This window comes from Paenochrobactrum sp. BZR 201-1 (assembly GCF_044987585.2).
Lineage (GTDB): Bacteria > Pseudomonadota > Alphaproteobacteria > Rhizobiales > Rhizobiaceae > Paenochrobactrum > Paenochrobactrum pullorum.
Map to the genome: position 1 here is coordinate 38,070 of NZ_JBJDRZ020000028.1, position 25,873 is coordinate 63,942.

Consider the following 25,873-nt stretch of genomic DNA (forward strand, 5'->3'; position numbering starts at 1 on the left):
ACATGAAAAAAAATCTTCTGCCAAGGCAATTGCTTCGTAAACGCATCATACAAGACACGGCTGCCGTTGTGTTTTTGCGCGCGCCCAGTGGTGCAGGAAAATCTGTTTTACTGGAATTTCTGGCAGAAGATTTTGGAGTAAATATTTGTTGTTCAGCTCAGATTAATAAAAAATATATTCAACAAAACAAGATATTATGGGATGTTCCTATTAATTTAATAGAAGCGGAAATTTTGCCAGATTTAATTGCTGATAACATGCAACTTTATATTGCCTGCCGTCCCGATCAACATATTCGAGGACTAGCACGTCATGGTCTTCATCATGGTGTTACGGTCTATGGTGGCGAGCATTTCAGTTTCAAATCCAGTGAATTGACAGCGCTTGCACCTAAACAGAGACAAATGGTCATGCAGGAATTTGCACAATGGCCATCCTTTCTTCCGCTTGCAAAAAAAATGGATGAGAGGAATTGTATTGCTTATTTGGATGAGGTTTTTTTAGCACAATTCCATCCCGCAGAAATTATCGAATTATCCATATGGCTTGACAATCCCAAGCAGCAAGGTCGTGCGCGTTGGCACAGTTTATTGCCCCCCTCCTTGATTAAAAATTTGGACAAAAATCATCTTCTGCGACACCTTCTCAAGCAAGCAGTAAAAGAAAAACTGGAAGGTTACCGCAAGGATGAAAATCTTTTTGAGATCGCAAAAGCTTTGGAAAAAGCCGGGCAACCGCTTGAGGCTATGCGGCTTTTGCTTGATGAAAATCATGAGCATAATGCTGCGCAAATTTTAAAACGTGCACAAGGCCGCGAGCTTATTTATGAGTCCGATCTGGAGTCATTTCAGGACATCATCATGCGGTTTTCCACGCAGATGTTATCGGATGATGAAACCGTACTTTTTGCAGTTGCCCGCACACTGTTAAAACAAGGAGAATTACAGCGCGTGCGCCACCTTTTGATGCGCCATATGGGCGCTGATTATATCGATCCTCTTAAGGTGCTGACCCGTAAATCACGATTTTCATTCGCAGCTAAAACTTTCCGACTGACGCTGATGATTTCTGAGGATTTAACACCAAGCGATACGATGATATCCAGACTTGGTGAGTTTATGGCTGACTATCCAATGCGCGCCTACGGGCGATGGGCAGGCTATTACAACTCAATTATCGAGTTCGAAGTGCGACGGCGAAATTTTCGTGAAGCAGAGGCGGCCGCCGCGCGTGCATTGATGTATTTAAAACGTAGCGGCGACCGGCCATTATTGGATTTTTTCATCCATTTACATCAAATTGTATTGCGCTTGATGAATGGTGATGTTTTGCTTGCTTGTCAGGCAGCCATTGAAGCCAGAAGCAGGCTGGAACAGGTCTCGCATCCCACAGTCCAAGAGTTTCGTATGTTACGTTTGGCTGAAGCCTGCCTTGACTATGAAGCAGGCCAACCAGGTGATCTTCTCGCATTTGTAAATAATGAGTTTGAAGCCTTTGCTGCTGCTGAAATATGGCCAAGCCTGATGCAATTTGCTCTTCACTATGCATCACAAATACTGGCCGACAATTTTCCGGTTGCCATTCGCCCCGGCTTTCTGGATCATTTATGGATTCACCTGTCCGAGGGCTTGCAATTTAATGCGATGATGGAAATCCGCACTGCAATTGCTTATCAAAATGCCAATCGTTGGCAAGATGCAGCCTTGACGCTTGCGGCCGTGCGTATGCCGATGGGGCGAACCGGCGTAGAAAGTGCGATTGATGAATTAAGCCGTATCAGCCGCCGCGATGAAATATCATTCGCCATGGCATGGTTGCGTGATGCCGTACACCAATGGACGCCACGTTCTTATTTGCCCAAACAGCTGGATGCTTTATTGGTCAATCCTAAAGTGACCAACCGTGAAAAAGTGGCATTGCAATTATGGCTTAGCTTTGCAGCCTTTCGGCGCGGGGATATTGCTGAAGCACGTGCCGGTCTGCTCTCAACCTTGCAAACAACCAAGCGCCTTGGCTGCTACGGTGTCTTGTCAGAAGAACGGATATTTTTATCACCGCTTTTAAAAGAAAAACGCATTCGTAGTTTCATCGAAACATCTCCTGAAGCACAAACGGCATTGACCGTTTTAACCAAAGCCATTGACTCCCCGCAGGCTCGCGCCATTCAAGGCGGGCTGTCACAACGTGAGATACAAATGTTGCAGCTTTTGGGTTCAGGTATGTCCAACAAACGCATAGCCCATACATTAAGCATCTCGGAAGTGACTGTTAAGTTTCACTTAAGCAATCTTTATCGTAAAATGGGCTGCCGCAAACGCAGCGAAGCACTTAAATCGGCACTTGCTCTTGGCTGGATTTAATCGAGTTATGCTATGAGCTAACCGGTATTTTTTAATGTCGGTTAGCTACTATTTTATAAAGCGCATCACCCTTATTGCATACAGGTTTCCAGCACTCAGTCGTTTCTTTTAATCAATCCGGCAACCGGTTTGCTGATTGAAATAATGCAAGTTGGCATATGGCACTGTGAAACGCAGTATATCACCTTCGTTTAAAACCAGTCTGCCCTGCAACACCGTTACCAATGGTTTATCAAGACCTTCCATGCGCACATAGACATGGCTCTCACCACCCACTTGCTCGATCAGTTCAACCAGACCAGAAAGATTAATACCATCATCTTTATGAAGAGAGATATGATCAGGACGGAAACCGACAAGTCCTGCCTGTGCAGGTAAACCGGATGGCAACCGGATGCCTTCAATTGCTGCCAATTCATTGACGGTAAACAAGTTCATCGGCGGAGAACCAATAAAACTCGCCACAAAAACAGTGGCCGGACGGTCATAAAGCTCGATCGGCTTGCCAACTTGTTCAATGCGCCCACCATTCATCACCACTAGACGATCGGCCAAAGTCATGGCTTCCAACTGGTCATGGGTGACATAGACGCTTGTAGTTTTAAGTGCACGCTGCAAACGGCGGATTTCGATGCGCATCTGACCACGTAGTTTTGCGTCCAGATTGGAAAGCGGCTCGTCAAACAAGAAGGCTTTAGGTTCGCGCACAATCGCACGTCCCATTGCTACACGCTGTCGTTGCCCACCTGAAAGCTGGCGTGGTTTGCGATCTAAAAATGCCGAGATTTCCAAAATCTGCGCGGCATTGTTAATGCGACGATCAATTTCTGCGCGCGGAGTGCCACGGTTTTTCAAGCCATATTCAAGGTTTTGACGCACGGTCATATGCGGATAGAGGGCATAATTTTGGAACACCATAGCGATGTCACGTTCTGCCGGTTCCTTGTCATTCACAACCGTTCCGTCAATGCTGATGGAACCGCCGGAAATACTTTCCAAACCTGCAATCATCCGCAGCAATGTGGATTTACCACAACCGGAAGGTCCAACCAAAACCAGCAATTCGCTGTCTTCAATTTTCAGGTTTAAATCATGAATGGCTGTGACATCGCCGGCATATATTTTATGTATATTTTGAAGGTATATACTAGCCATTCTAACTACTCATTTCATCCGGCACAAATTCGCGCATACAACCAAGCATGTGCAGAATATCGCCTAATTCTTCTGCGCCATTCGCGATATGGGCAGCACCAGCCTTACGCAAAATCATTTCACGGTTCGGTCGCGGATCATTGAGATCAATAAAACCAATCGGCATCATACCGGCCGCAATCGCAGCGCTAATCCCGTGCGGGCTATCATCAATCATGACGCTCGCTTCAGGCCGCACATCATGCAGCACGGCACAATGCAACAGCAGGTCCGGCGCAGGTTTTGGATTTTTAACACTATCGGCACCGTAAACATGGGGTGCCAGATTTTCCCATAATACGGTTCGCCCCAGACTTAATAAAAGGCGCTCATAGCGGCTGTTGGAGGCCACAGATTTTTTAACCTGAAGTGAACGCACCAAATCGGGCATGCCGGCCATCGGTTGCAGATCTTTTTCAAAAGCTTGATAGATCGTTTCACGCCATGATGCGAAGACCGCATCGGTATTAGTCAATCCATATTCATCTTCGCAAATAAGGCGGATGTCGCGTTCGGATTTTCCGGTAAAGTGCAGATGCACATCCATCGGCGACAGATCAACACCGGCACGACGGAGTGCTTCGGACAAGGTTCTGCTCGACAAAATCTCGCTGTCAATCAAAACCCCGTCACAATCGAAAATAACAAGTTCAGGTTTATTCATCATACTGTTTTGCCGGAGCCTCTAACTGCAAGAGCCGTATCTGGGTTGTCGGTGGTTATCTGGCGTAGCCCACAATTCATCCATTTTTCAAGATCAGCTTGTTCATTGGGCACCCAAGCACCCAGACGCGATAACGGTGCGTCAGCAGTAATCTGGTCCCAATATTTGCCCAAAAGTTGTTTTTCAACAGCAACAATGTCGGCAACCGCAAGGCGCGTTTTCAATCCTTCCACCACGCCTTCTGCTTCAGCATCCGGCATATGATAAGAATTTAATGTGCGAATATGCGGGGCTTTATCTCGAATGGTTTTCAGCACATCGACAGAAAAGCTGGTCAGATAAGCACGCTCAGCTAAACCGAATTTATCAATTGCGGTCGCAGCCTTTGCTTCCAAACCTTGATAGGCTTGGCCTTTAGCGTCTTTTTTCAGTTCAATATGCAGCTCAAGCTTTGTTTCTGCGTAGATTGCCAGCACTTCATCAAGGGTTGGAATAGTGTCAGTGCTGTTTTTCAAGCGGATTTGACGATGTTCGCCGTCTGATAATTCCGAAACTGGCCCTTGTGCTTCAGCGGTACGATCCAGCAAAGCATCATGCATCACCAACAATTCGCCGTCTTTGGTCAGATGCACATCAAATTCGACACCCTCGACATTCAAATCCAACAGATTTCGAAATCCAGTCAGGGAGTTTTCTGCCCAGAGATTACGGGCGCCACGATGGCCGATAATAAAAGTCATTTATAGTTTTCCTATGAGAAAAGATTATTTGCCAACATCCGTCACGCCTTTTGTCAGCCAGCGCTGCAAGAAGATAACCACAAGCGTCGGCGGCAGCATAACGAAGAAAGAAGCAGCCATGGCAATGTTCCATGCCGGTGGCTCATCAGGCCCTGGCACGAGGCTACGCAACCCAAGCACAACGGTTTTCATATCCGGTGTGGTGGTGAACAATAGCGGCCATAAATATTGGTTCCAGTTGCCGATAAAAAGCAGCACCACCAATGCAGTAATATTTGTCACCGATAGGGGCAGCAGAATATCGACGAAGAATTTCAGCGGTCCCGCATTGTCGATCTTTGCAGCCTCCAGTAATTCATCCGGCACTGTTAGAAAAAACTGGCGGAATAGAAATGTAGCGGAAGCAGAGGCAATCAACGGCAAGATGAGCCCGCTATAACTATTGATCAAATTCCATTGCAGCCCAAGTTCCAGCCGATATCCGGTCGCCAATTCCACCAGCCAACTGATGCCCGTGACGTGGAAAAAATCACGCAATGGCCCGCCCACATCGGCAAGCGCCTCATAGGTCGGGATAATGCGCGCCTCAATCGGCAGCATCAGCGAGATAAAAATGATCCAGAACATTGTCATGCGGAAAGGAAAGCGGAAATAAGTGATGGCAAAAGCTGCCATCAGCGAAACCGTCACCTTGCCGACAACAATCAGTGTCGTGGTGATGATGGAATTGATGTAGAGCTGCGAAAAATCAACCGTTGTCCATGCCGTTACCATATTATTCCAAAACTCACTTTCCGGTAGCAACGGAAAGGGCATTTGTTGCAATCTGGCAAAATCAAGTGAACCGGCCACAAAAGCCATATAAAGTGGCAGGCAGACAATCACCGCTCCGATCAGCAAGATTGTGTGACAAAAGAAGGTCAGAATGGGTGAGCGTTCAACCATGATCAGCCCCCGTAGTTAACGCGGCGTTCAACCGCGCGAAACTGAAAAATTGTGAAAAGAATGGCAATACCCATCAGCACAACCGATTGTGCGGCTGAGGTTCCCAGATCAAGCTGCACAAAACCATCCTGATAAACTTTATAAACAAGCGTACTGGTAGCAGCCGCAGGCCCACCACGCGTCATGGTGTCGATAAAGCCAAAGGTTTCAAACAGGCCGTAGATCAAATTCATGATCATCAAAAAGAAGAAGGTCGGCATGATCAGCGGCAAAGTCACTGTGAAAAATCTGCGCACAGGACGCGCACCATCAAGAGCCGCTGCTTCCATCAATGAATTGGGAACAGACAGAATGGCTGCGACCAGAAAAATATAATCGTAGCAAAGGTGGTTCCATACAGATGCCAGCACCACCAAAATTTGCGCATCCATTGGGCGCAAAGCCGGATTCCACGGCAGGCCGAGATCATGCAAGAAATGGGCGACAGGGCCAACATTGGCATTAAACATGAATGCAAAAATTGTACCGGACGCAACCGGCGCAATCGCATAGGGCAACAAAATAATGCGACGATAAATAGCACGGCCACGGATTACACGATCAGTCGCAAAAGCAAGCATTGCGGCAAGACCAAGCGTAATCACACTTTGCACAACGGTAAGCACAAGAGTGAGCATTGCGCTAAAGCGATATTCAGGGCTGGCAAAGAGACGAATAAAATTATTAAACCCTACAAAAATGACACTCATTCCGAACGGGTCTGTTTCGACAAAAGCCAGTGACAAAGCTTTATAAGCAGGGATGTAGAAGAAAAATAAAAGGATCAGCAATTGGGGTGCCAGCAGCACAAAACCGGCACCATTTCGTTTAAAATGCGCAGGTTTCAAACCGGTCAGCGACGGCGTCGTCAATTTCGTAAGCCAGCCCGAAAACTTAAATTTGCCCGCCTTTTGCTGGCGCAAAAAAGCGCCAGCAGATATAGTCATACTATCATTATTTACCGGCATTGATCCGCTCATACTGACGGAGAACTTCATTGCCGCGTTTGACGGACGAGTCGAGTGCATCCTGCACGGATTTCTGACCTGTCCAAACTGCCTGCAATTCTTCCAGCATGATGGCACCGGTCTGGTTGTGATTACCAAAACGGAAACCGCGTGAGTTTTCATTTGGCGTGCCACGTGAAAGCTGCTTGATAGCGATTTCACGGGTTGGATTTTTCTCGAAATAGTCTTCTGCTTTCAAAGCTTCATAAGCAGCTGTGGTAACGGGCACATAACCGGTGGCCTTGCTCCACCAAACCTGTGTTTCAGGCTTAGCCACAAAGTCCAAGAATGCTGCGGCACCCGCCTGCTCTTCTTGAGATTTATTACCAAGCACCCAAAGGGCTGCACCACCAATGGTAGAGTTTTGCGGCTCAACACCCTCTTCATAAGGTAGATAAGTCGCGTTCCATTTAAAATCGGCCGAAGATTCGACACTTGAGTGGCTCGCAGTCGAGTTGATCAAAGTTGCACAGGTACCAGAAGTAAACATTTGCGCCGGGTTCAAGCCCTCACCCGCTACATGTAAAATACCATCATCAATCCAGCGTTTCAGACGTTCTGTCTGCTGCACAACTGACGTTTTATTGTAAACAAATTCAGTATCAAGACCATCAAAACCATTGGACTTGGAGCCAAACGGCTGATTGTTGATGGCGGAATAATTTTCAAACAAACTCCAATGGTAATCAGCAGCCAATGCCATCGGGCACTGGGTGATATTTTTTTCCTTCAAAGCGTAAAGGCGCTCATCAACCTCTTGCCATGTTTCTCCTGGGCCATCAAAACCAGCCTGTTTCAGCTGGTCTTCATTAAACCAGAAGATTGGCGTTGAAGAATTGAATGGCAATGCAGCCGGTTCACCATTCACCACATAGAAACTGGCGACTGGTTCAATAAATTCACCCCAATTGGTTTTATAACCCTGATCCGCCATCAGCTTGTTGACCGGAATAATGGCTCCGGAGTTCAGCATGGTTAGAAAACCGCGCTCTGCCGATTGCAAAATGGTCGGGTGCTGACCGGCACGATAAGCTGCCACCATCGCAGCCATTGTTTCTTCGTAATTTCCTTTATGGATACCGACAACTTCATACTTATCCTGCGAAGCGTTAAAATCAGCAATGAGCTCCTGTACGGTTTCGCTAAGCTTGCCGCTAATCGCATACCACCATTCAACCTTTATCCGATCTGCGGCAAAGCCCGGCATTGTCATTGCCAGCAGAACACTACCTGCCGCTGTACTGGTCAGGATTTTTTTAAAGAGCGACGTCATATTTGATCCTTAAGACGCATGATTGTATGAGCTGTAAAACGGTTATCATCAGAAGAATCGTGCCACAGCGATGATGCATGATGATTAACGCACATATGTTACACTCAAATGACAAATGTAACTTAAGGAAAATATGATGGAGCAAAATGACCTGATTGTGCGAGCATCGTGGCTCTATCATGTAGAAGGTTTAACCCAGGCGCAGATTGCCGACCGCCTTCATTTAACGCGACGACGGGTCAATGAAATGCTGGCACAAGCGCATCGTGATGGTGTGGTCAAGGTATCTTTCAATAGTAAGCTGGCCGATTGCGTGGCATTGGAGGCAGAGCTTTGCCAGCGGTTTGGCCTTGAAGATGCAATCGTCGTGCCAACACCGGAAGATGCTTCACAGATCCATAAAATCATGGGGCGGGCTGTTGCAGCCTATCTTGAACGCTTCATTGCAGCGCATGATATTCGCTCTTTTGGTGTTGCTTGGGGCTCGACATTGCGTGAGACCATCCAGTTTATGACACCACAACCGCGTGCTGATATGGAAGTTCACTCCATGACCGGCGGTCTGACACAAGGCACTGAAATCAATACATTTGAAATCGTGCGTGGTTTTGCTCAAATTTTCTCGGCCAAGTGCCGTTATTTTGTGGCACCAGTTTATGCGGAGTCACCTGAATCACGTGATGCAATCATTTCGCAAACCGTCTTCCGCCGTACCTATGAAACGATCTGCAATGTTGATCTGGCTTATTTCAGTGTTGGCGATGCCTCCAACCGTTCATTACAAGTACGCTATGGTCTGCCGGAAGGGATAGATATTGAAGAATTGCAAGAACATGGCGCCGTTGGTGATCTGGCAGGGCGCTTTTTGAATGCTGAAGGCAAGCAGCTTGACCATACGATTAACCGACAGGTTCTGGCACCGGAATTGACTAGCTTGAAAACAATCCGCCACCGGCTGATTGTCGGTGGCGGAGCACATAAAGTGCCTATTGTTACAGCTGTTTTACGCGGCAGCTATCCAACAATTTTGGCTATTGATGCCGAAAGTGCAAAGTCCATTCTTGCTCAAGAAAACTGACGGCTGGAAGCTTTCTCAACTCCCAGCCAAGCTTGTTAAAGCAAAATTTAAACTTCTGGCGAATAACCAAATGTAATTGCAGGATTTTCTGCTGTTTCGACCCAAACACTTTTTGTCTGCGTATAGGCCAGCAAAGCATCGCGTCCGCTGGAACGGCCATAACCGCTACGGCCAAAACCACCAAAGGGCGACATCACCGAAATTGTTTTATAGCTGTTGATCCAGAAGGTTCCGGCGCGGATTTGACCTGCCACGCGATGGGCACGTGCAACATTTTGCGTCCAGACGGCACCCGCCAAACCATAAGCTGTGCTATTGGCAAGTTCTATGGCTTCAGCTTCATCGTCAAAAGGCATCACCGCCACAACAGGCCCGAAGACTTCTTCCTGCGCAATTGTCATTGATGGTTTAACCGCATCAAGAATAGTTGGCGCATAATAGAAGCCACCGGTTTTTTCCAAGCTTGCCGGCTTTAAACCACCTGCGGCCAGTTGCGCACCTTCTTTTACGCCTTCACGCACCATCTGATCAATTTTTTGCCATTGGCGTTCATTGTTGATAGGGCCGATATGCGAGTTCTGGTCATAAGGATCGCCCACCACAATGCGGTTGGCAGCATCAGCATAACGTTCCACGAATTGCTGATGGATTGAGCGATGGACGAGCAAACGTGATCCTGACACACATGACTGCCCTGCTCCGCTGAAAATAGCGGATTGCGCACCCAAAATCGCGCGATCCATCTGCGCGTCAGCAAAGACGATATTGGCCGATTTACCGCCCAGTTCCAGAATACATGGCACAACATTTTTAGCAGCTGTCGCAGCAATGGCTGAACCTGCCTGTGCCGAACCGACAAATACCACCAAAGACGTGCGCGGATGCGAAACCATTGCCTGTCCGGCAGTTAAACCGGCCCCTGCAATCACATTGACGAGACCGCGCGGCGCCCCACCTTGCTCACATAGAAAACCCAAAATAAGCGTGCTTAGAGGCGTTAACTCGGATGGTTTGATGACCACCGCATTACCGGCGCAAATAGCCGGTGCAATTTGCCAGCCACCGGTAAAGAGCGGTGCGTTCCACGGTGTAATTTGTGCAACCACACCAATCGGTTCATGGCGTGTATAATTGAGATGAGAACTTGGCACCGGAATGACATCGCCATAAAGCTTGTCGCACCAGCCCGCATAATATTCAAACATTTCGGCAACACGCACGGCCTCGCCGCCAATATCACGGATCGGGCGTCCGGCAGAACGGCTTTCAATTTCTGCAATCAATGGCGCATGTTCACGAATACGTCGTGCGATTTCATACATCACACGACCACGATGCGATGCAGTCAACTGCATCCACTCTACCTGAGCGCGTGCAGCTTCTGCCATTGCGGTATCGATTACGGACTGATCTGCATCTTTAAAACTGGCGAAGGTTTTTCCTGTTGCCGGATCAGTCAGCTTCAATTCAGCACCGGTGCCAGCGATAATGGTTCCGGCGATAAAACTACCGATTTCAGCTTGTGGGAAAAAGCTTTTAAAAATTTGTGAAATCCGCTCGGATTGATTATCCAAAATTTCTGTCATAACTCTCTCCCTTCTTACTTTGCCGTATCGGACTGATAAGCACCCATACGGGTAAAATCATCGGTGTCTTTCAGGTGTTCTGAACACGCCCAAAGCTTGGCCACCATGGCAGTCAACGGATTTTCAACATTGTTTTTTTCAGCCAGAGCTTGCGCCAAACGCACATCTTTGCGCATCAACCCCATTGAAAAACCGCTGTCAAAGCGATCATTCATCACCCATGTCGGAAAATGAACTTCGCTGATCATGGATTTTCCGGAAGCTGCATTAATGACACGCAGTGCCGATTCAGGACTGATACCTGCAGCCAAAGCAATTTTAAGTCCTTCACCAGTTGTAATCATATGCGCGGCCGCCAACATATTATTGATAAGCTTAGCCACATTACCCGCACCACTTGGCCCCACATGCAATGCTTTAGCCGAAAGCGCTTCAATGACAGGGCGAGCTAAGGCTAAATCTGCATCAGTGCCGCCAATCATCATGGTCAAAGCGCCACTTGCAGCCCCTGCCGGTCCGCCACTGACAGGTGCATCCAAAAAGCCGTGCCCCATCTTATCGAGCTTAGCCGCCAACTGGCGGCTAACATCAGGCTCCGAGGTCGAGGTATCTACGATAATTACACGGTTCTGACGCTCAGCGCCCAGCAGATGACCATAGTCATTGACGACATTTTCCACGTCACGCGCTGTTGGTAATGAAAATACAAGAAAATCTGACTTTCTGAACAAATCGCTCAGATCTTTAATGGCAGTTACTCCTGCTTTTGCTGAAAATTCAAGACGTTCCGCTGAAAGATCAAAGCCTAAAGTTTCAAAGCCTTTGGAGGCTAATGTCGCTGCCATCCCCAGCCCCATACTGCCCAGACCAACAACACCAACAATGATTTTGTTCTGCTCCGACATAGTGGTTCCTTTCCCCAAGACATGATGGTAAAGCCTGTCACTAACAAACGCATCAGCATAGCCAGCCAGACAGCAACAAAGCGTTACATTTACAGCAACACTTCAAGCGTTGCTGTTTAAGCAACGCAATGTTGTCAATGATGGGTCTGGTATAGAACTAAAATCCCATCATACTTGCATTTTACAAAAGGGGACGGGAGATCACTCTTATTACCCCTATAGTAATGTATGCGCCTATCACCGGAACGGAGGGGGATCTGTTGCCGGTTAACGACATAACGCATTGCATTTGAAGGAGGGCATTGTGAAGGGGCAAAATAATTTTAGTATGCACCATCTGTGGTTACATGGCTTGGTATTACTGATCATTCTGGTTTCAGAATTGATTGGCGTTCAACGTATCAATATCGGTATTGGAGCCGTTATTTTTCTGCCAATGCTTTATGCATTTGCATTGGCTATATTCTTGAACCCCAATATTCTGAAAGCGACAGGAAAATTCATCAAGTCCGATTCAGTTAAACTTTCCGGCACCATGATCACCATAGCGATCATGCCGTTTATTGCAAAATTCGGCACCACTGTGGGCCCGCAGATCAAAGCCATTATCGCCGCGGGTCCGGCGCTTGTATTGCAGGAAATTGGTAATCTTGGCACTATTGTTGTAGCCTTTCCGATTGCAGTGTATTTACTTCGTATGGGACGTGAAACCGTCGGCGCGGTCTACTCCATCGACCGTGAACCCAATCTGGCACTCATCGTTGATAAATATGGCCTGGACAGCCCTGAAGGGGCTGGCGTTATGGGTGTTTACGCAACCGGCACCCTGATCGGCACATTCATTTTTGCGATCATGCCACCAATGGTTCATGCACTCGGTATTTTTGATGTTCGTGCGCTGGCCATGTCTTGCGGTGTTGGTTCCGGCAGTATGCTGGCCGCCTGTACAGGCGGATTGGTGAGTGTTGTGCCTGAACAAAAAGACATCATCCTCGCTCTTGCTGCAGCAAGTAATATTCTCACCTATGCAACCGGACTTTATGTCGGCTTGTTTGTGGCTCTGCCACTCACTGAATGGCTGTTTAAAAAATGTCGGCCGGATTTATACCGGGAAGAGAATTAAGGGGGAGAAAAAATTATGACATCACAATCCATTAAAAAAGCTGCCGATAAGCTGACCCTCTCCGTTGAATCAACCGATGAGCGTAAAATCAATATTGGTGAAAATGCGGTTTTGCTGCTGATTGCCTGTGCGTTGGGCCTGTTTTCCAATCTGGTCGGCACCGGTGTGGGCATTATAGAAGCTTTCCCCGGCATGGCGATTTTATATCTGGCTTCACTTGGCGGCCTGTTTCTGGCGCGTTATGCACCATTTTATCTGCCAAGTGTCGCCTGGGTATCGCTGCTTGCGATCATCATCACCATTCCGGGTGTTCCCGGCAATGAATATGTCGTTGCTCAGGTCGATAAACTTAACTTCCTATCGCTTGCAACGCCTGCTCTCGCCTATGGTGGCCTGGCTTTAACCCGCAATGAATTTGAAATTGCACGTCACTCAGGCTGGAAAATCGTTATTATTGCCATTTGCGTAATGCTCGGCACCTATTTAGGCTCCGTTGTGATTGCCGATTTAACCTTACGCATCATGGGCTAACTCCATCTTTAAAACCAGTAAAACGGGCAGGTTAAGACTTGCCCGTTTGTCTGCCTGCTGTCACAATCAGCAGGAACCGACTGCATGAAACGCTCCGGAGAACTGACCTTGATCGCTTATGTTGAACCAGATGATATTACTGAAGCCGTTGAATGGCGCCATCAGCTGCACCGCAATCCAGAGCTTGGTTTTGAAGAACATAATACAGCACAATTCATTGCTGAAAAAATGAAAAGCTGGGGCTATGATGTAGTGGAAGGCTTTGCCAAAACGGGCATTGTCGCCAGTCTCACACGGGGTACTTCAACACACGTTATCGGCATTCGAGCCGATATGGATGCGTTACCGATACAAGAAAAAAGCGGCGTGGCATATTCTTCTGAAACAATCGGAAAAATGCATGCCTGCGGGCATGACGGCCATGTCACAATGGCACTGGCGGCAGCCAAGGCCTGCACAAAAATTGATTTTGATGGTACTGTGCGTTTCATTTTCCAGCCTGCCGAAGAAAACGAGGGTGGCGGACGCGAGATGGTCAATCAAGGCTTGTTTGACAAGTTTCCGGTTGATGCAATTTACGGTTTACATAACTGGCCGGGGCAGGATGTCGGCACATGCGTTGCACGTGACGATGCGATGATGGCGGCATTTGGTACGTTTGAAATCACCATTACCGGTAAGGGCGCCCATGGTGCCATGCCTCATGAAGGCGCTGATCCGGTGATTGCTGCAAGCCAGATTGTGTCGGCCCTTCAAACCATTGCCAGTCGCAATATTTCACCGCTCGATTCTGCCGTCGTATCAGTGACACAAATGCATGGCGGCGATGCGTGGAACATCATTCCTGAAATCATGATTATCCGGGGCACCACACGTTGGTTCAAGCCGGAAGTTGGTCAAATGATTTCACAGCGCATCAAGTCAATTTCGGCATCTCTTGCTGAAGGATTTGGCTGTGACGCCAAACTCATTTATGAAGAGCGCTACCCGTCAACTATTAATACTCCGGCAGAGGCGGCAATCATCCGCAGAATTGCAGCGTCGCCTGCATTGAATTTAAAAGTGCTGGATGTTGATCCGAGTATGGCGGCAGAAGATTTTGCCTTTATGCTTCAGAAAAAACCCGGCTGTTATTTCTGGCTCGGCGCGCGGCGTGATGGTAACAACCCTGGCCTTCACTCACCCTATTATGATTTCAATGATGCCATTTTGGCAACTGGTGCACGTTTCTGGGTGGAGCTTGTCAAAAGCGAACTCAACGGTGCTTAAGCAATAAAATAAAGTAGGAGCATTTTGAAACAGCAACCTGCAATGGAAAGCCTTGATGCCAAGGAACTACGTATGTTCATGGCAGTGGTGCGGATTGGCTCCATTCGTGGTGCGGCCGAATATTTGCAGGTTGCACCTTCGGTTATCAGCCGTCAGATTGCCGATACCGAACGCGTTATAGGGCTTCCACTCTTCTCACGCACTGCACGTGGCATGCGTCTGACTGAGGCCGGTGAATTGGTGCTGGATTACGGGCGGCGAATTTTGGAAGAGAGCAGCCTGCTCACCGAGCAATTGGGGCTTTTACGCGGTGTGCAGCAACAACGGGTCAGGATAAGGTGCGGTGAAGGTTTTCTGGCCGATGTACTCAAGCATGGGTTGAGCGCTTTTGTCAAAATCTATCCGGAAATCCGCTATGATTTGCAGCTTGGAAGTACGCAAGGTGTGCTGGATGCGATTGCCAATGGCGATGCGGATATCGGCATTGCCTACAATCCGACAATCGATACGCGTGTACGTTCTCTTGCGATCTCCCGCCAGCCTTTATGTCTGGTCGCGCAGCCGCATCATCCACTCTTAATAAAAGAAAACCTGCAAATGGCCGATTGCAACGGCCTTTCTTGCAGCCTGCTCAGCCAAGGGCACGGTATTACCCAACTTGTCACGCGCGTTGCCGCTGATCAGGGTATTGCTTTGATTACATTACTGGAAACGTCTTCCATTGATGTGCTCAAACATTTTGTCATGGCAGGGCTTGGCGTCACTTTCCTGCCCCGCTTTACGGTTGCTACCGAAATGGAAAACGGCAGTGTGAATATACGTGAATTATCCGACCCTGTTTTCAATGATGCCAGTGCCCATCTGATGGTACGCGCGCGCCGTCGTTTGCCTGCATCAGTTGAACGTTTGGGCAGTTTTTTGGCATTCAACATGACTGCATTTCGTTAAGTGCATATAAAACCTCTCGAACCATTACTGATCCGGGAGGTTAAAGGATTTTAATCAGTTGATCTGATCACCAATGACAGGGCCTTCCCAGTTTGGTTTCCAACCCAAGCTTGGTGCCACATGCTTGATGAAAGATTCCAGAATATGCAGATTATATTCCGGCCCAAGCTGGTTTGGAATCGTCAGCATCAACGTGTCCGCCAAAGCAATTGCCTTGTCGTTTTTAAGCTGTTCGATCAGTATATCAGGCTCGCCCGCATAGGTTCGTCCGAAGGTGGAGCGGAAACCGTCAATCATCCCGATAGCATCATGTTTTTCCGCCGCACTGCCAAAATAAGCTCTGTCGGTATCATTCATGATCGGAAAAACACTGCGGCTGATTGAAACACGCGGCGCACCTTTGTGGCCTGCTTCACGATAAGCCTCGCGAAAACGAATAATCTGCTCTGCCTGCAACTCGTCAAAAGGCATGCTAGAATCTTCAGTCAAAAGTGTTGAAGACATCATATTCAAGCCCTGACGACCTGTCCATTCAGCAGTTTCGCGTGTGCCGGAGCCCCACCAGATATGATTACGCAAAGTGCCGGAGCGTGGCTCAATTGGTACTGGTCCACGATAGCCCATCGAATGATCACCCAATGCCAGCGGTTCTCCATCAATTGCCCGCATGAACAAGTCAAATTTTGGACGAGCAATGTCGGCACCGCGTGGATCATTAGAGCCGGTATAGCCAAAAGCTTCATAACCACGCACAACCGTTTCCGGCGAGCCGCGGCTGATGCCAAGCGCAATACGACCATCAGCCAGAATATCAAGTGCTGCGGCTTCTTCCGCCAGATAAAGAGGGTTTTCATAGCGCATATCAATAACGCCTGTTCCCACTTCAATATGCTTGGTTTTCGCGGCAATGGTTGCTAATAGCGGCATTGGTGAAGCTTGCTGCTGTGCAAAATGGTGAACGCGGAAATAGGCACCATTGACGCCAAGTTCATCAGCACCAACGCCAAGTTCCACAGCCTGCTTCAGCATTTCGCCAGCCGTGCGGGTCTGAGACCCACGCGAATTCATATAATGGCCGAAACTTAAAAAACCAAAAGCTCTCATGGAATATCTCCTGCCGCCTCTTGCGGCTTTCATCACTGTTGGATGACATATAGTATATAAAAGTAACTACAACAGCTATGGATACGCGAACGCATTGTTCACTATTTCGTCATCCAAGAAATATTCTTCAATTTTATAAATTTGAATAAAAACGCCAAAAGGGCAGCAAGCTGCCCTTTTGATGATTGATTGATCCATTTAAATTAACGGGCCATTATCAATTAACGGGAATGAATTGTCCAAAAATCCTGCCAATCCTGAAGCTTCGCGTAATCGCTTTCAGCTGTTTCAGAATGCGGGACATGCATCTGATCCATGACTTTCACGATACCAGATACTTCGCCTTCAGGAATTTTGGCATTCTTGTTGGAGGAGATTTTACCATCGGCCAACTGTGGTGCCATACCTTCTTCGGTCATGATATAATGAACGAAAAGCTTGGCTGCATTCGGGCTCTTGGTGCCAGCTGCAATTACGGCTACACGGGGAGTCAACTGACCGGCCCATGGCTGCATTCCAGCGCAGATACCCATTGTGTAGTCGTTTTTCTTAGCATCACGGAAGATCGATGTGCTCAAGAAGCCCATGAATGGCTTTTCCTGACCCTTGGCACCAACAATCGGGCCAACATCGGTGTCGGAACGCGTCACACTAGGACGGTTTTTGGCAAAACGCTTGACCCATTCAGCGGTTGCGCTTTTCTCGTCTGTTTTCAAAGGCTCACCGAAGAAATCTTCGTAAGCTTTAGCCATTGCGGCATCGTCATGTTCTGCGATCTGGTTGAACCAGAACATGGTTTCATTGCGCAGCAACGGATCAGGTATAGCCACACGGCCTTTCCAGTCTTCGGTGGTCAGCGCCCAGATATTATCAATCGGGCATTTATCGCCATGAACATCAGAATTATAGGCCCAAACCCAAGGATTAAGACTGGTGATAGCCGGATCTTGATATTCTGCCGGAATTTGATCTTTCAGATCCGGCGGCAGCCAGCTCAAACCTGCACCCTGAACGATAATTTCAGAGGTAACCGATGGCAGGTTGCTCATGTTGAAAACATCGGTGCGCACATTATTTGCTGCCGCTTCACGCAGGATAACCTGTTCCTGGTTCTGCCCGTTCATTTTCACGCCAGTTGCTTTTACACCGTATTTTTCGGTGAAAGCATCAGCCATAGCAACGATTTTACCGGTTGCATCAACAACGGTAATCGCCGGTTCTTTTTTCGCAGCTTCAATCAAAGCTTCGAGTGAATAATCAGCATCTTTGATGCCGATTTCGCCAGCAGGCTCAGCAAATGCTGCTGTGCCGGACAAAAGTGCTACGCTCAATGAGAGAGCAGCGATATTACGAATGGTCAAAGTCATTCTATCCTCCAGGGTTAAACGTAAATTCGAAAAGAGTTGCGCGGTTCTCAACCGCTTATGCGTTTGCCTTCACCGTCGAACACATGAATGTGGTTTGCTTCAACTGTGATCCAGATCTCTTCACCCGCCTTTTGTACGGGTGCTTCTGAAATGATTGCAAAATATTGCTCGCCGTCAGCGGACAATTCAACGATCCAGCTACCGCCCGTCGGCACAACATCCACGATCTTGGCAAGGCAGCCACCATCAATTGCTTGAGCACTGATGCGTACGGATTCAGGACGGATACCAACGGAGCCAACCTTGGCCACATCGATTTTTTGTGCGGCCAAGAGGCTGCGAACCCATGCTGCCAATGCGCCTTTGTTGGTATCATTCAGCTCGGTGATATTGATCGGCAGGTTACCGATAAATTCCGCCACAAAACGATTGGCCGGACGCTCATAAATATCGTCTGGTGTACCAAGCTGCTGTAATTCGCCTTCACTCATCACCGCAATCGTGGTTGCAAGCGTCATTGCTTCCCACTGGTCATGGGTCACGAAAACAACTGTTGAACCCATTTCCTGATGGATACGCTTCAACTCCGCACGCATTTCAAGGCGCAGTTTTGCATCCAGATTAGAAAGTGGTTCATCAAGCAGAATGATTTCAGGCTTCAAAGCGAGCATTCGGGCAAGAGCCACGCGCTGTTGCTGACCACCGGACATCTGCGCAGGTAAACGATCACGATAGCGCTCGATGCCAAGTTTTTGCAGTACGTCATTGATGATCTTTTCGCGTTCAGGCTTTGCAACTTTATGCAGTTTCAAACCGAATTCGACATTTTCCTCCACCGTCATATGCGGCCAGAGCGCATAATTCTGGAACACCAGACCCATACCGCGTTTTTCCGGCGGCAGATAAATGCCATCATCCACCGAGACGATCTTTTTGCCATCAACCAGAATTTGGCCTTCGGTTGGAAATTCCAATCCGGCAATCATCCGCAAGGTGGTGGTTTTACCACAACCGGACGGGCCCAGCAGGCACAGAAATTCAGATTTTGGAATTTCCAGTGTTAATTTTTCAACTGCGGCGCGGGTGGCTTTGCCGTAGCTTTTTCTGATATCGCGAAGTGTAATACTCGACATTATTTGCCTCCCAATCCGTCAGATAATTTACTGTTGGTGAGTTTTTGAACGATGATCGTGCCGCCAAAAGCGATCACACAAATCATCAAGACGACAGCATTGGCAGCCTGAGAATAGCTGTAATCAACAAGGCGCAATGCATAAGTGGTGAGAACGTCAGTGCCCGGAACGGCCAGCACGACAACAAGGCTTAAACCTTTGATGCCGGAGATAAATGGCAGCAGAATTCCCGAAACAAGCGAACCTTTTTGAATAGGTGCAACGATGGAAACCAAGCGTCTCCAGAAGCCGGCACCCACAATCTGGCCTGCTTCTTCCGGTGCTTTACCAAGCTGCATCATCGCGGAAATACCAGCGCGTGATGCAAATGGCATCTGATCGGCAAGAATGGCCAGAACCAGCAGAATTGGCGTGCCGTAAAGTGCCGGTAGCGGACCACGCTGCACGGCAAACATGGTCAGATAAGCAGCGGCGAAAGCAATGCCCGGAACCAGATATGGCAGGAATGTTACCTGACGCAGGAATGTGCCAAGTAAAGTCAGCGGTGTACGGGCGACGACATAGCCAACCAACAGACCAAGCAAACCAGCACCCAATGCCGCCGAACCAACAATCCAAAGCGTGTTCCATGTTGCACGCCAGAATTCACCGGTGAGCAAAATGCCGTGGCTCATTGCCGTTGTTTTCAGATCACTGCCGATCCAGAAATCAAGCGTGAAATTATTCAATGCAAATACACCCGGCACGCGCATGATGGTAGTGAGGAAGAGCGCCATCAACGGAATGAACGCACTGATGATGAACATAAACATCGCAAAACTAAAGGCCGGAATGCGGAAACGTCCGAGTTCTGTTTGACGGTTCATCGAGCCTTTATTGCCGATGGTTACAAAACGACGAGCTTCTTTAAGCAAATACATGTCGAGGAAAATCGAGATACTGCCCAAGATCACAATGGTTGCCGCCAAAACCGCGCTCATACCAGCTTGACTGGTTGAAATTGCACGGAAAAGCGAAGTCGCCAACACGTCAAAACCAACCGGCACACCCAGAATATAGGCCACACCAAAATCGCCCAAACATTTGGCAAAAATAAGCGTTGCGGCAGAAACGATAGACGGCATCATCAATGGCAAAATAATACGACGTGCGATCAACAATTTTCCTGCCCCCATAATACGGGCGGAATCTTCCAGCGTTGAATCAAACTGACGCAGTGCATTACCAAAAAGCAGGATGACAAATGGCGTATAATGCATCGCCAAAATCAGCATTATCGGCAGCATACCATAGGCCAACCAATCCGGCGGGGCAAAGCCCAAAGCCTCCATCCAGCTTGGCTGACCACCCGTGGTGCGGTTTTTAAAAAGCGTCAGCCATGCAAGCGCGAATGTCCATGATGGCAGCATATAAGGCACAATCAAAGCGGTGGAAAACCACTTTTTGCCCGGCAAATTGGTGCGGCTTAAAAGCCATGCCAAAGGAATACCGGTTGCAAGGGCAAAGAGAATAGAGCCGAGAGCAATGATGGCTGTGTTCCACAACGGGCGCCAGAAAATATCGGTCGAAATCGGCGAAAATAATGCGCGATTGATATAATAGAAGGTCAGTTCACCAATCTGCTGGCCAGAACGGGCGCGATCTGCAAACTGCACCAGCACCGCATCAGATAATAGCAGCACAATTGGTGCGACAATCAGATAGGCAAAAACAACAGACAATACGATCCCGATCAATGTTGTCGGGTCGGAATTGTAGACCTTATGTTTATATAACAGGTTCTTGTAATAACTCATGGTTTCTCCACTTTGAGCCGAGGCTCCCCGTACAACCTTCCCCGATTTTTAAACGGTAGAGTTTCAAAAGGTTTGATGCTCGCTTGGTGCAGCAATTGTTGCCTTATTCTACGCTTGGCCTTACCCTATATATCGAGCTTTGAAATTGACTTTTACCTGACATATCCACGCTTGATAAACTCATGGAAGCACAGCCCCCGCTTGTTCATTTACCTCGCGCACCACAGACCATGCGGGTGCGTATTCAATGGGTATAAAATGATCATCCCCCTGAAATTCAGCTTTCATTTCAGGCGTAAATGTAAAATTGAAAAAACAGTGTTTCATCTTGCTTACCAATGATGGTGCAAGATTATGGGCATAGGCAAAAGATGATGTCGGAAAAAGATCACTTTGATAAATAAGGCGCACGGCATCGCGTTTAACAAGGCCGCGCTCGATCATTCTCTCCAGCACATCGGAAGCAACTGCTGCCATATCATAATCACCGGCCACAACACCGAGTACTGATTTATCATGACCACCGGACATGATCGGCGCATAGTCCTGCACTGGTGTCAGGCCGTGTTTGGGAAACAAAGCGCGTGGTGCCACATTGCCGGAATTGGAAAAAAGCGAAGCATGGGCAATGCGCTTGCCTTTCAAATCGCTCAAATCTTTATAAGGACTGTCGGCACGGACAACCGCCACCAAACGGTAGCCACGCATTTCATTGCCGGTTCCTTTCGCTGCGAAAGGAACGGCACCCGCGCGGTTCACTGCCTCGATGGTAGGCCCTGTTGAAAATCCGGCAAAATGCAACCGCCCGGAACGCATCGCTTCAATTTCATCCGCGCTAGACTGGATCGGATAATAGACGATCTGACGTCCCAGACAGGCTTCAAGATGCTGCGTAAAAGGTTTGAACAAACGGGCATAAACGGCCGGATCTTCAATTGGCGTATAGGCCCAAACAAGGGTTTGCGGATCACGCCATTGGGATGGATCTTTGGGTGCATCGGCGACAAGATCATTATTCTCGTCGCAATAACGCTCGTCAAGCGCACCGCGATTAGCGCATGCGTTATCAGTCGCAGAAGCAATGCTTAACTGCGCGCCCAATATCGCTGTCAATATAGCAACGCCCGTGTGGCATGCCATTTTGCGCCAGAACATTTCTTCCACCCAAACCCGTTTTTATGTTAGTGTTTAATATTGGTATCTAAAAACAATACCAATTCTTCCTGTCAGAATCCTGTCATCATGGAAACTTTACATCTCTCATGCGCATCCTTCTCATAGAAGACACCATCGATATTGCCTTTGCGATTGCCTCAAAGTTAGAAAAAGAAGGCTATCAGGTCACCTCTGTTTATGATGGTGCTGAAGGTGAAGATTTGGCTGTAAACGGCTCATTTGACTTGGTTGTACTGGATATTAATCTGCCCGGTCGTGACGGTTTTGAGATATTGCGCAGTATGCGGGAGCATTCTTTATCCTCTCCGGTTTTGGTCATCACAGCGCGCAACCAAATTACTGATAAAATCGATTTGTTAGAGCTTGGTGCAGACGATTATTTGGTCAAACCTTTTGATCTGCGCGAGCTTGTCGCGCGAATCCGTGCTGTTGCCAGACGTCATATGGGCGTGGCACAACCCCTCATCCGCATCGGCGATCTAACCATTAATTTGAGCCAGCGCTCGGTGATGCAAGGTGATGAGCCTTTGGATTTCGGCAAGCGCGAATTTGACGTTTTGGAAATGCTTGTGACACGTTTTAACGTCACAGTTCCAAAAGACATGCTGGTGCTAAAACTTTTTGGCCATGAAGATACCGGCACGCCCAATGCTATTGAATTGCTGATTTCACGCGTTCGCAAAAAACTTGAAAATAGCGAATTGGAAATCGTCACGCAGCGCAGTGTTGGCTATTTATTACGCCTCAAAACAACCTAGTGCCGATGCTGTCACTCGCTGCAAATTTTAAAACCAATAAAGAATATTCTATCCAACGCCGCATTATGGTCAGCGGTGGGCTGACATTGCTTGCGGTTACAATTGCTTTGTTTTTTCTTGGCCGCCTTTACGCGCAGCGTGCTGCTGATGAAGCATTTGACCGTGTGCTCGGAGCGGCTGCCCTTTCCATTGCCGACACGATTACATTGCAAGACGGTGCATTAAGTGTCGACCTGCCCCACTCCGCTTTTGCTATTTTGGGAACGTCTCGGCTCAACCGAATTTTTTACCGCGTCGTCACACCTGATGGAAACCTGCTGACAGGTTCCCCCATTTTAGGACTGGAATTACCGCATGGCACCAATAATCACTTACGCCTCAGCGATAGTGTTTATCGTGGTGAAAAAATTCGCATTGCAGCGGTCGCGCGTTATCATAGTGATGCCAAAGGTGGCGGCTGGGTTGATGTGCTGGTGGGCGAAACACGTGAAGCGCGCGACCAACTCACCTTACAATTAAGCCTTAATACAATTCTGCCGGTTTTAGGTGTAGCACTTTTGGCGCTCGCCCTCATTTGGTTTGCTGTACGGTTAGCCTTCCGGCCATTGCACAGCGTCGAAGCCAATCTGCGTCAACGCTCATCCGCTGATCTTAATCCTGTTTCCGGTGCTATTCCTAAAGAAGTCAGCGCGCTTGTTTCCGCATTGAATGACTTTATGGCACGCCTCAACAGTTTGCTGGATGGCTTGAAACTGGTGACAGCCGATGCCGCGCATCAAATGCGCACACCTTTGACAGCCTTGCGCGCTTTGACCGAATTATCGCTGGAAGAAACAGACGCCAAACGGCGGCATGAAATTCTCACCCGAATTCATGCCAATTCCATCAGTGCCAGCCTGCTCGCCAACCAGCTTTTATCTGAAGCCACAACCCTTCACAGTATCCAATCGCGTAAACTAGAGCTGATTGATCTGTTACAAGTGGTACAGGAGGCTATTCGGCGTTTGCGCACAGAAGGTAATTATCAAAGCTTACAAAAAACCATCACCCTAGAGGTAGCGCAAAAAGCTTTTTATCTTTATGGCGAGCCGATCAGTTTACGTGAAATGATCCGCAATATCATTGAAAATGCACTGATCCACGCACCAGGCCCGATTGATATCAGCCTGAGCGAGCAGGACGAGCTCATTACTCTTGGCGTCCATGACAGAGGTTCTGGCTTTACCTCGCAAATGAAGGAGCGCGCCTTTGAGCGTTTTGTGCGTGCAGATCAATCCAAACCGGGTTCCGGTCTTGGGCTTTCAATTGCCAAAATGGTAGTCGTCGCACTTGGCGGGCATATAGAATTGCAAGATCGTGACGGGGGCGGAACCAGTGTTATGGTCATATTACCGGCTGCACATCCGGAGGCGGAATGATGCGATATTTTTTATCCATTTTGCTCAGTAGTTTATTCCTGACATCTTTTGCCATCGCACAAAATAGTACATCAACCAAAACAGAATTGTTAATTGTAGGTGACATCGCACCGGAAACAATCGCACCGGTTATTGAAGGTCTGGATCAAAAGCTATCAACCGTTGCAATCAAATATCAACAAGTCAGACCAAGCGAATGGACATCCAGACTGCTGGCCGGCGCAGAGGCTGCCAATAATGCTGATTTGATTATTTTCTCGACGCCTGATCTGGCCGTACTTATTGCAAATGAAGGGACTGCTCAACAACATAGCACAATCACCCGCAATGCAAATTTGCCTTCGCAAGCTCATTGGCGCAACGAATTATTCAGTATCGGCTTTGATCCGGCGGTCAGTATTATCAGGCGCAGTTCTCTCGATAATGAGCTGCCCACGACACGCATTGAGTTAGCGCGCCTAATGGAGCAAAATCCGCAAAGGTTCCAGCGTCGTGTCGGTCTCGTCAATATCGGCATTGATAATGGCAGCTATACATTGGCGGCTCAGGATTCTATCCGCTCGCCGCTTTTCTGGCGCATCGTGCGGGCTTTTGGTGCCTCACAAGCCCGTATCTATGACGACAATGAAGAATTGCTGCAAGCCTTATCCGATGGCCGCATTGATCTGGCCTATAATGTGCCGTTGTCTTACATCACCAAATGGCCACATAATGCAGAAGAACTGACCGTTATTTTGCCACGTGATTATGTGGTGGCTTTACCGTGGACAGCGCTTATTCCGGAAAAAAGCAAGAAAGTCTCGGAAGCAGAGCAGGCAATCACTTTCCTGTTGTCACCTGCCGGACAAGCTATTCTGCAGCAAACCGGACTCGTTTCTGCCACCAGCCCATCCAATCTTGCCTCACTACAACCCGTTGAGCTGGGGCCGGAATTGCTCGTTTATTTAGATGGTCTCAAACGCAGTCGCTTTCTGGATACATGGTTCCAACTCGTGGTACATGAATGAATTCAGGGAAACAAAAGCTTCCTTCAAATATTGACTTAAAACTCTTTTCGCAGCGCTGTGTCGGGCGAGAGTTTTGCGGCGCAAAAGCTGCAATAATTACGGCACCAGCTGTCCAGAAAATCGAGTTAAGCTCGCCCTTTTTAGGATGTGGACCTGATCAAACAATTGTCTTTATTGAGTGTTTTTATTGATTTTAGATTTTGACATTAGGGAGGCTTATTATGAGCGATCTGTTCTGGCTTTCAGATGCTGCATGGAATACAATCGAACCACATTTACCCAAGAACCAACCCGGAGCTTATCTTATAAAAACCTTTGGCTTCTTGAGATACAAAGAAGCTGTTACCCAGCACTGTTAACTGCGGGGTTGCGGCGTATTTGGCATCGTATATTTGAGACGATGGCAGCCAGCGGTCCGGTTCCACAAGAGCTTTCCATAGATAGCACACACG

22 protein-coding genes are annotated in these 25,873 nt (G+C 48.1%); 9 read left to right on the top strand and 13 right to left on the bottom strand.

All coding sequences use genetic code 11. The annotated features are described in order from the left end of the window. Nucleotides 1–2: 2 nt before the first annotated feature. The gene (locus ACI0FR_RS14530) at nt 3–2,360 is read left to right on the top strand and encodes a helix-turn-helix transcriptional regulator (protein WP_404907015.1); all 2,358 of its coding nucleotides are present in this window, start codon (nt 3–5) and stop codon (nt 2,358–2,360) included. A 108-nt stretch (nt 2,361–2,468) separates the two neighbouring features. Here the strand turns inward: ACI0FR_RS14530 and ACI0FR_RS14535 are convergent, their stop codons facing one another. The 6 genes from ACI0FR_RS14535 to ACI0FR_RS14560 are packed head-to-tail and all read right to left on the bottom strand — an operon-like array spanning nt 2,469 to nt 8,222. Beyond that, nucleotides 2,469–3,515, bottom strand: a complete 1,047-nt coding sequence (locus ACI0FR_RS14535; protein WP_404907017.1) for a sn-glycerol-3-phosphate import ATP-binding protein UgpC — start codon at nt 3,513–3,515, stop codon at nt 2,469–2,471. Between the two features lies 1 nt (nt 3,516). Further along, nucleotides 3,517–4,221: an HAD family hydrolase gene (locus ACI0FR_RS14540; protein WP_374833724.1), complete on the bottom strand. Its 705-nt coding sequence runs from the start codon at nt 4,219–4,221 to the stop codon at nt 3,517–3,519. Then, complete coding sequence (locus tag ACI0FR_RS14545; protein ID WP_404907020.1) at nt 4,218–4,958, bottom strand: glycerophosphodiester phosphodiesterase family protein; 741 nt, start codon at nt 4,956–4,958, stop codon at nt 4,218–4,220. The genes ACI0FR_RS14540 and ACI0FR_RS14545 overlap by 4 nt, the downstream gene beginning before the upstream one ends. Before the next feature lie 24 nt (nt 4,959–4,982). Next, nucleotides 4,983–5,903: an ABC transporter permease subunit gene (locus ACI0FR_RS14550; protein ID WP_374833728.1), complete on the bottom strand. Its 921-nt coding sequence runs from the start codon at nt 5,901–5,903 to the stop codon at nt 4,983–4,985. Nucleotides 5,904–5,905: 2 nt separating this feature from the next. Continuing rightward, nucleotides 5,906–6,889 (bottom strand): ABC transporter permease subunit, encoded by a 984-nt coding sequence (locus ACI0FR_RS14555; protein WP_404907022.1) that lies wholly within the window; start codon nt 6,887–6,889, stop codon nt 5,906–5,908. 7 nt (nt 6,890–6,896) lie between these two features. Further along, a complete protein-coding gene (locus tag ACI0FR_RS14560) occupies nt 6,897–8,222 on the bottom strand; it encodes an extracellular solute-binding protein (RefSeq protein ID WP_404907024.1) in 1,326 nt (441 codons plus the stop codon). Between the two features lie 136 nt (nt 8,223–8,358). Between ACI0FR_RS14560 and ACI0FR_RS14565 the strand changes: the two genes are divergently transcribed. Then, entirely contained in the window at nt 8,359–9,300 is a 942-nt protein-coding gene (locus tag ACI0FR_RS14565) for a sugar-binding transcriptional regulator (RefSeq protein WP_404907026.1), read from the top strand. Between the two features lie 47 nt (nt 9,301–9,347). Here ACI0FR_RS14565 and ACI0FR_RS14570 read toward each other — a convergent pair whose 3' ends face one another. Both ACI0FR_RS14570 and ACI0FR_RS14575 read right to left on the bottom strand, forming a co-directional pair. Then, the gene (locus ACI0FR_RS14570) at nt 9,348–10,886 is read right to left on the bottom strand and encodes an aldehyde dehydrogenase family protein (RefSeq protein ID WP_374833735.1); all 1,539 of its coding nucleotides are present in this window, start codon (nt 10,884–10,886) and stop codon (nt 9,348–9,350) included. A 14-nt stretch (nt 10,887–10,900) separates the two neighbouring features. Beyond that, nucleotides 10,901–11,791 (bottom strand): NAD(P)-dependent oxidoreductase, encoded by an 891-nt coding sequence (locus ACI0FR_RS14575; RefSeq protein WP_404907029.1) that lies wholly within the window; start codon nt 11,789–11,791, stop codon nt 10,901–10,903. 328 nt (nt 11,792–12,119) lie between these two features. On the opposite strand from ACI0FR_RS14575, the gene ACI0FR_RS14580 reads away from it, so the two are divergent. From ACI0FR_RS14580 to ACI0FR_RS14595, 4 genes are all read left to right on the top strand, one after another. Continuing rightward, the gene (locus ACI0FR_RS14580; RefSeq protein ID WP_374833770.1) at nt 12,120–12,914 is read left to right on the top strand and encodes a DUF3100 domain-containing protein; all 795 of its coding nucleotides are present in this window, start codon (nt 12,120–12,122) and stop codon (nt 12,912–12,914) included. 15 nt (nt 12,915–12,929) lie between these two features. After that, nucleotides 12,930–13,445, top strand: coding sequence for a hypothetical protein (locus ACI0FR_RS14585; protein WP_374833739.1), 516 nt, complete (start codon nt 12,930–12,932; stop codon nt 13,443–13,445). Between the two features lie 84 nt (nt 13,446–13,529). After that, the gene (locus ACI0FR_RS14590) at nt 13,530–14,714 is read left to right on the top strand and encodes a M20 aminoacylase family protein (RefSeq protein ID WP_404907031.1); all 1,185 of its coding nucleotides are present in this window, start codon (nt 13,530–13,532) and stop codon (nt 14,712–14,714) included. Nucleotides 14,715–14,738: 24 nt separating this feature from the next. After that, complete coding sequence (locus tag ACI0FR_RS14595; protein WP_404907033.1) at nt 14,739–15,662, top strand: LysR family transcriptional regulator; 924 nt, start codon at nt 14,739–14,741, stop codon at nt 15,660–15,662. Nucleotides 15,663–15,716: 54 nt separating this feature from the next. On the opposite strand, the gene ACI0FR_RS14600 is transcribed toward ACI0FR_RS14595, so the two are convergent. The 5 genes from ACI0FR_RS14600 to phnD all read right to left on the bottom strand — a co-directional run bounded on the left by ACI0FR_RS14600 (nt 15,717) and on the right by phnD (nt 22,217). Next, nucleotides 15,717–16,766 (bottom strand): LLM class flavin-dependent oxidoreductase, encoded by a 1,050-nt coding sequence (locus ACI0FR_RS14600; protein ID WP_374833745.1) that lies wholly within the window; start codon nt 16,764–16,766, stop codon nt 15,717–15,719. Nucleotides 16,767–16,987: 221 nt separating this feature from the next. Further along, nucleotides 16,988–18,133 carry an ABC transporter substrate-binding protein gene (locus ACI0FR_RS14605; protein WP_374833747.1) on the bottom strand — a complete coding sequence of 382 codons (1,146 nt, stop codon included), beginning with the start codon at nt 18,131–18,133 and terminating at the stop codon, nt 16,988–16,990. Nucleotides 18,134–18,180: 47 nt separating this feature from the next. Next, complete coding sequence (locus tag ACI0FR_RS14610) at nt 18,181–19,266, bottom strand: ABC transporter ATP-binding protein (protein ID WP_374833749.1); 1,086 nt, start codon at nt 19,264–19,266, stop codon at nt 18,181–18,183. Next, nucleotides 19,266–21,062, bottom strand: coding sequence for an ABC transporter permease (locus ACI0FR_RS14615; RefSeq protein WP_374833751.1), 1,797 nt, complete (start codon nt 21,060–21,062; stop codon nt 19,266–19,268). Before ACI0FR_RS14615 ends, ACI0FR_RS14610 begins: the two co-directional genes overlap by 1 nt. Before the next feature lie 180 nt (nt 21,063–21,242). Continuing rightward, nucleotides 21,243–22,217 carry a phosphate/phosphite/phosphonate ABC transporter substrate-binding protein gene (gene phnD / locus ACI0FR_RS14620; RefSeq protein WP_374833752.1) on the bottom strand — a complete coding sequence of 325 codons (975 nt, stop codon included), beginning with the start codon at nt 22,215–22,217 and terminating at the stop codon, nt 21,243–21,245. Nucleotides 22,218–22,324: 107 nt separating this feature from the next. Between phnD and ACI0FR_RS14625 the strand changes: the two genes are divergently transcribed. Genes ACI0FR_RS14625 through ACI0FR_RS14635 form a run of 3 tightly spaced genes read left to right on the top strand, consistent with a single transcriptional unit; the run spans nt 22,325 to nt 25,421 of the window. Continuing rightward, nucleotides 22,325–22,996: a response regulator transcription factor gene (locus ACI0FR_RS14625; RefSeq protein ID WP_374833754.1), complete on the top strand. Its 672-nt coding sequence runs from the start codon at nt 22,325–22,327 to the stop codon at nt 22,994–22,996. A gap of 5 nt (nt 22,997–23,001) precedes the next feature. Then, nucleotides 23,002–24,414 carry a sensor histidine kinase gene (locus tag ACI0FR_RS14630; RefSeq protein ID WP_404907038.1) on the top strand — a complete coding sequence of 471 codons (1,413 nt, stop codon included), beginning with the start codon at nt 23,002–23,004 and terminating at the stop codon, nt 24,412–24,414. Beyond that, complete coding sequence (locus ACI0FR_RS14635; RefSeq protein ID WP_404907040.1) at nt 24,411–25,421, top strand: ABC transporter substrate-binding protein; 1,011 nt, start codon at nt 24,411–24,413, stop codon at nt 25,419–25,421. Before ACI0FR_RS14630 ends, ACI0FR_RS14635 begins: the two co-directional genes overlap by 4 nt. The last annotated feature ends 452 nt before the right edge of the window (nt 25,422–25,873 follow it).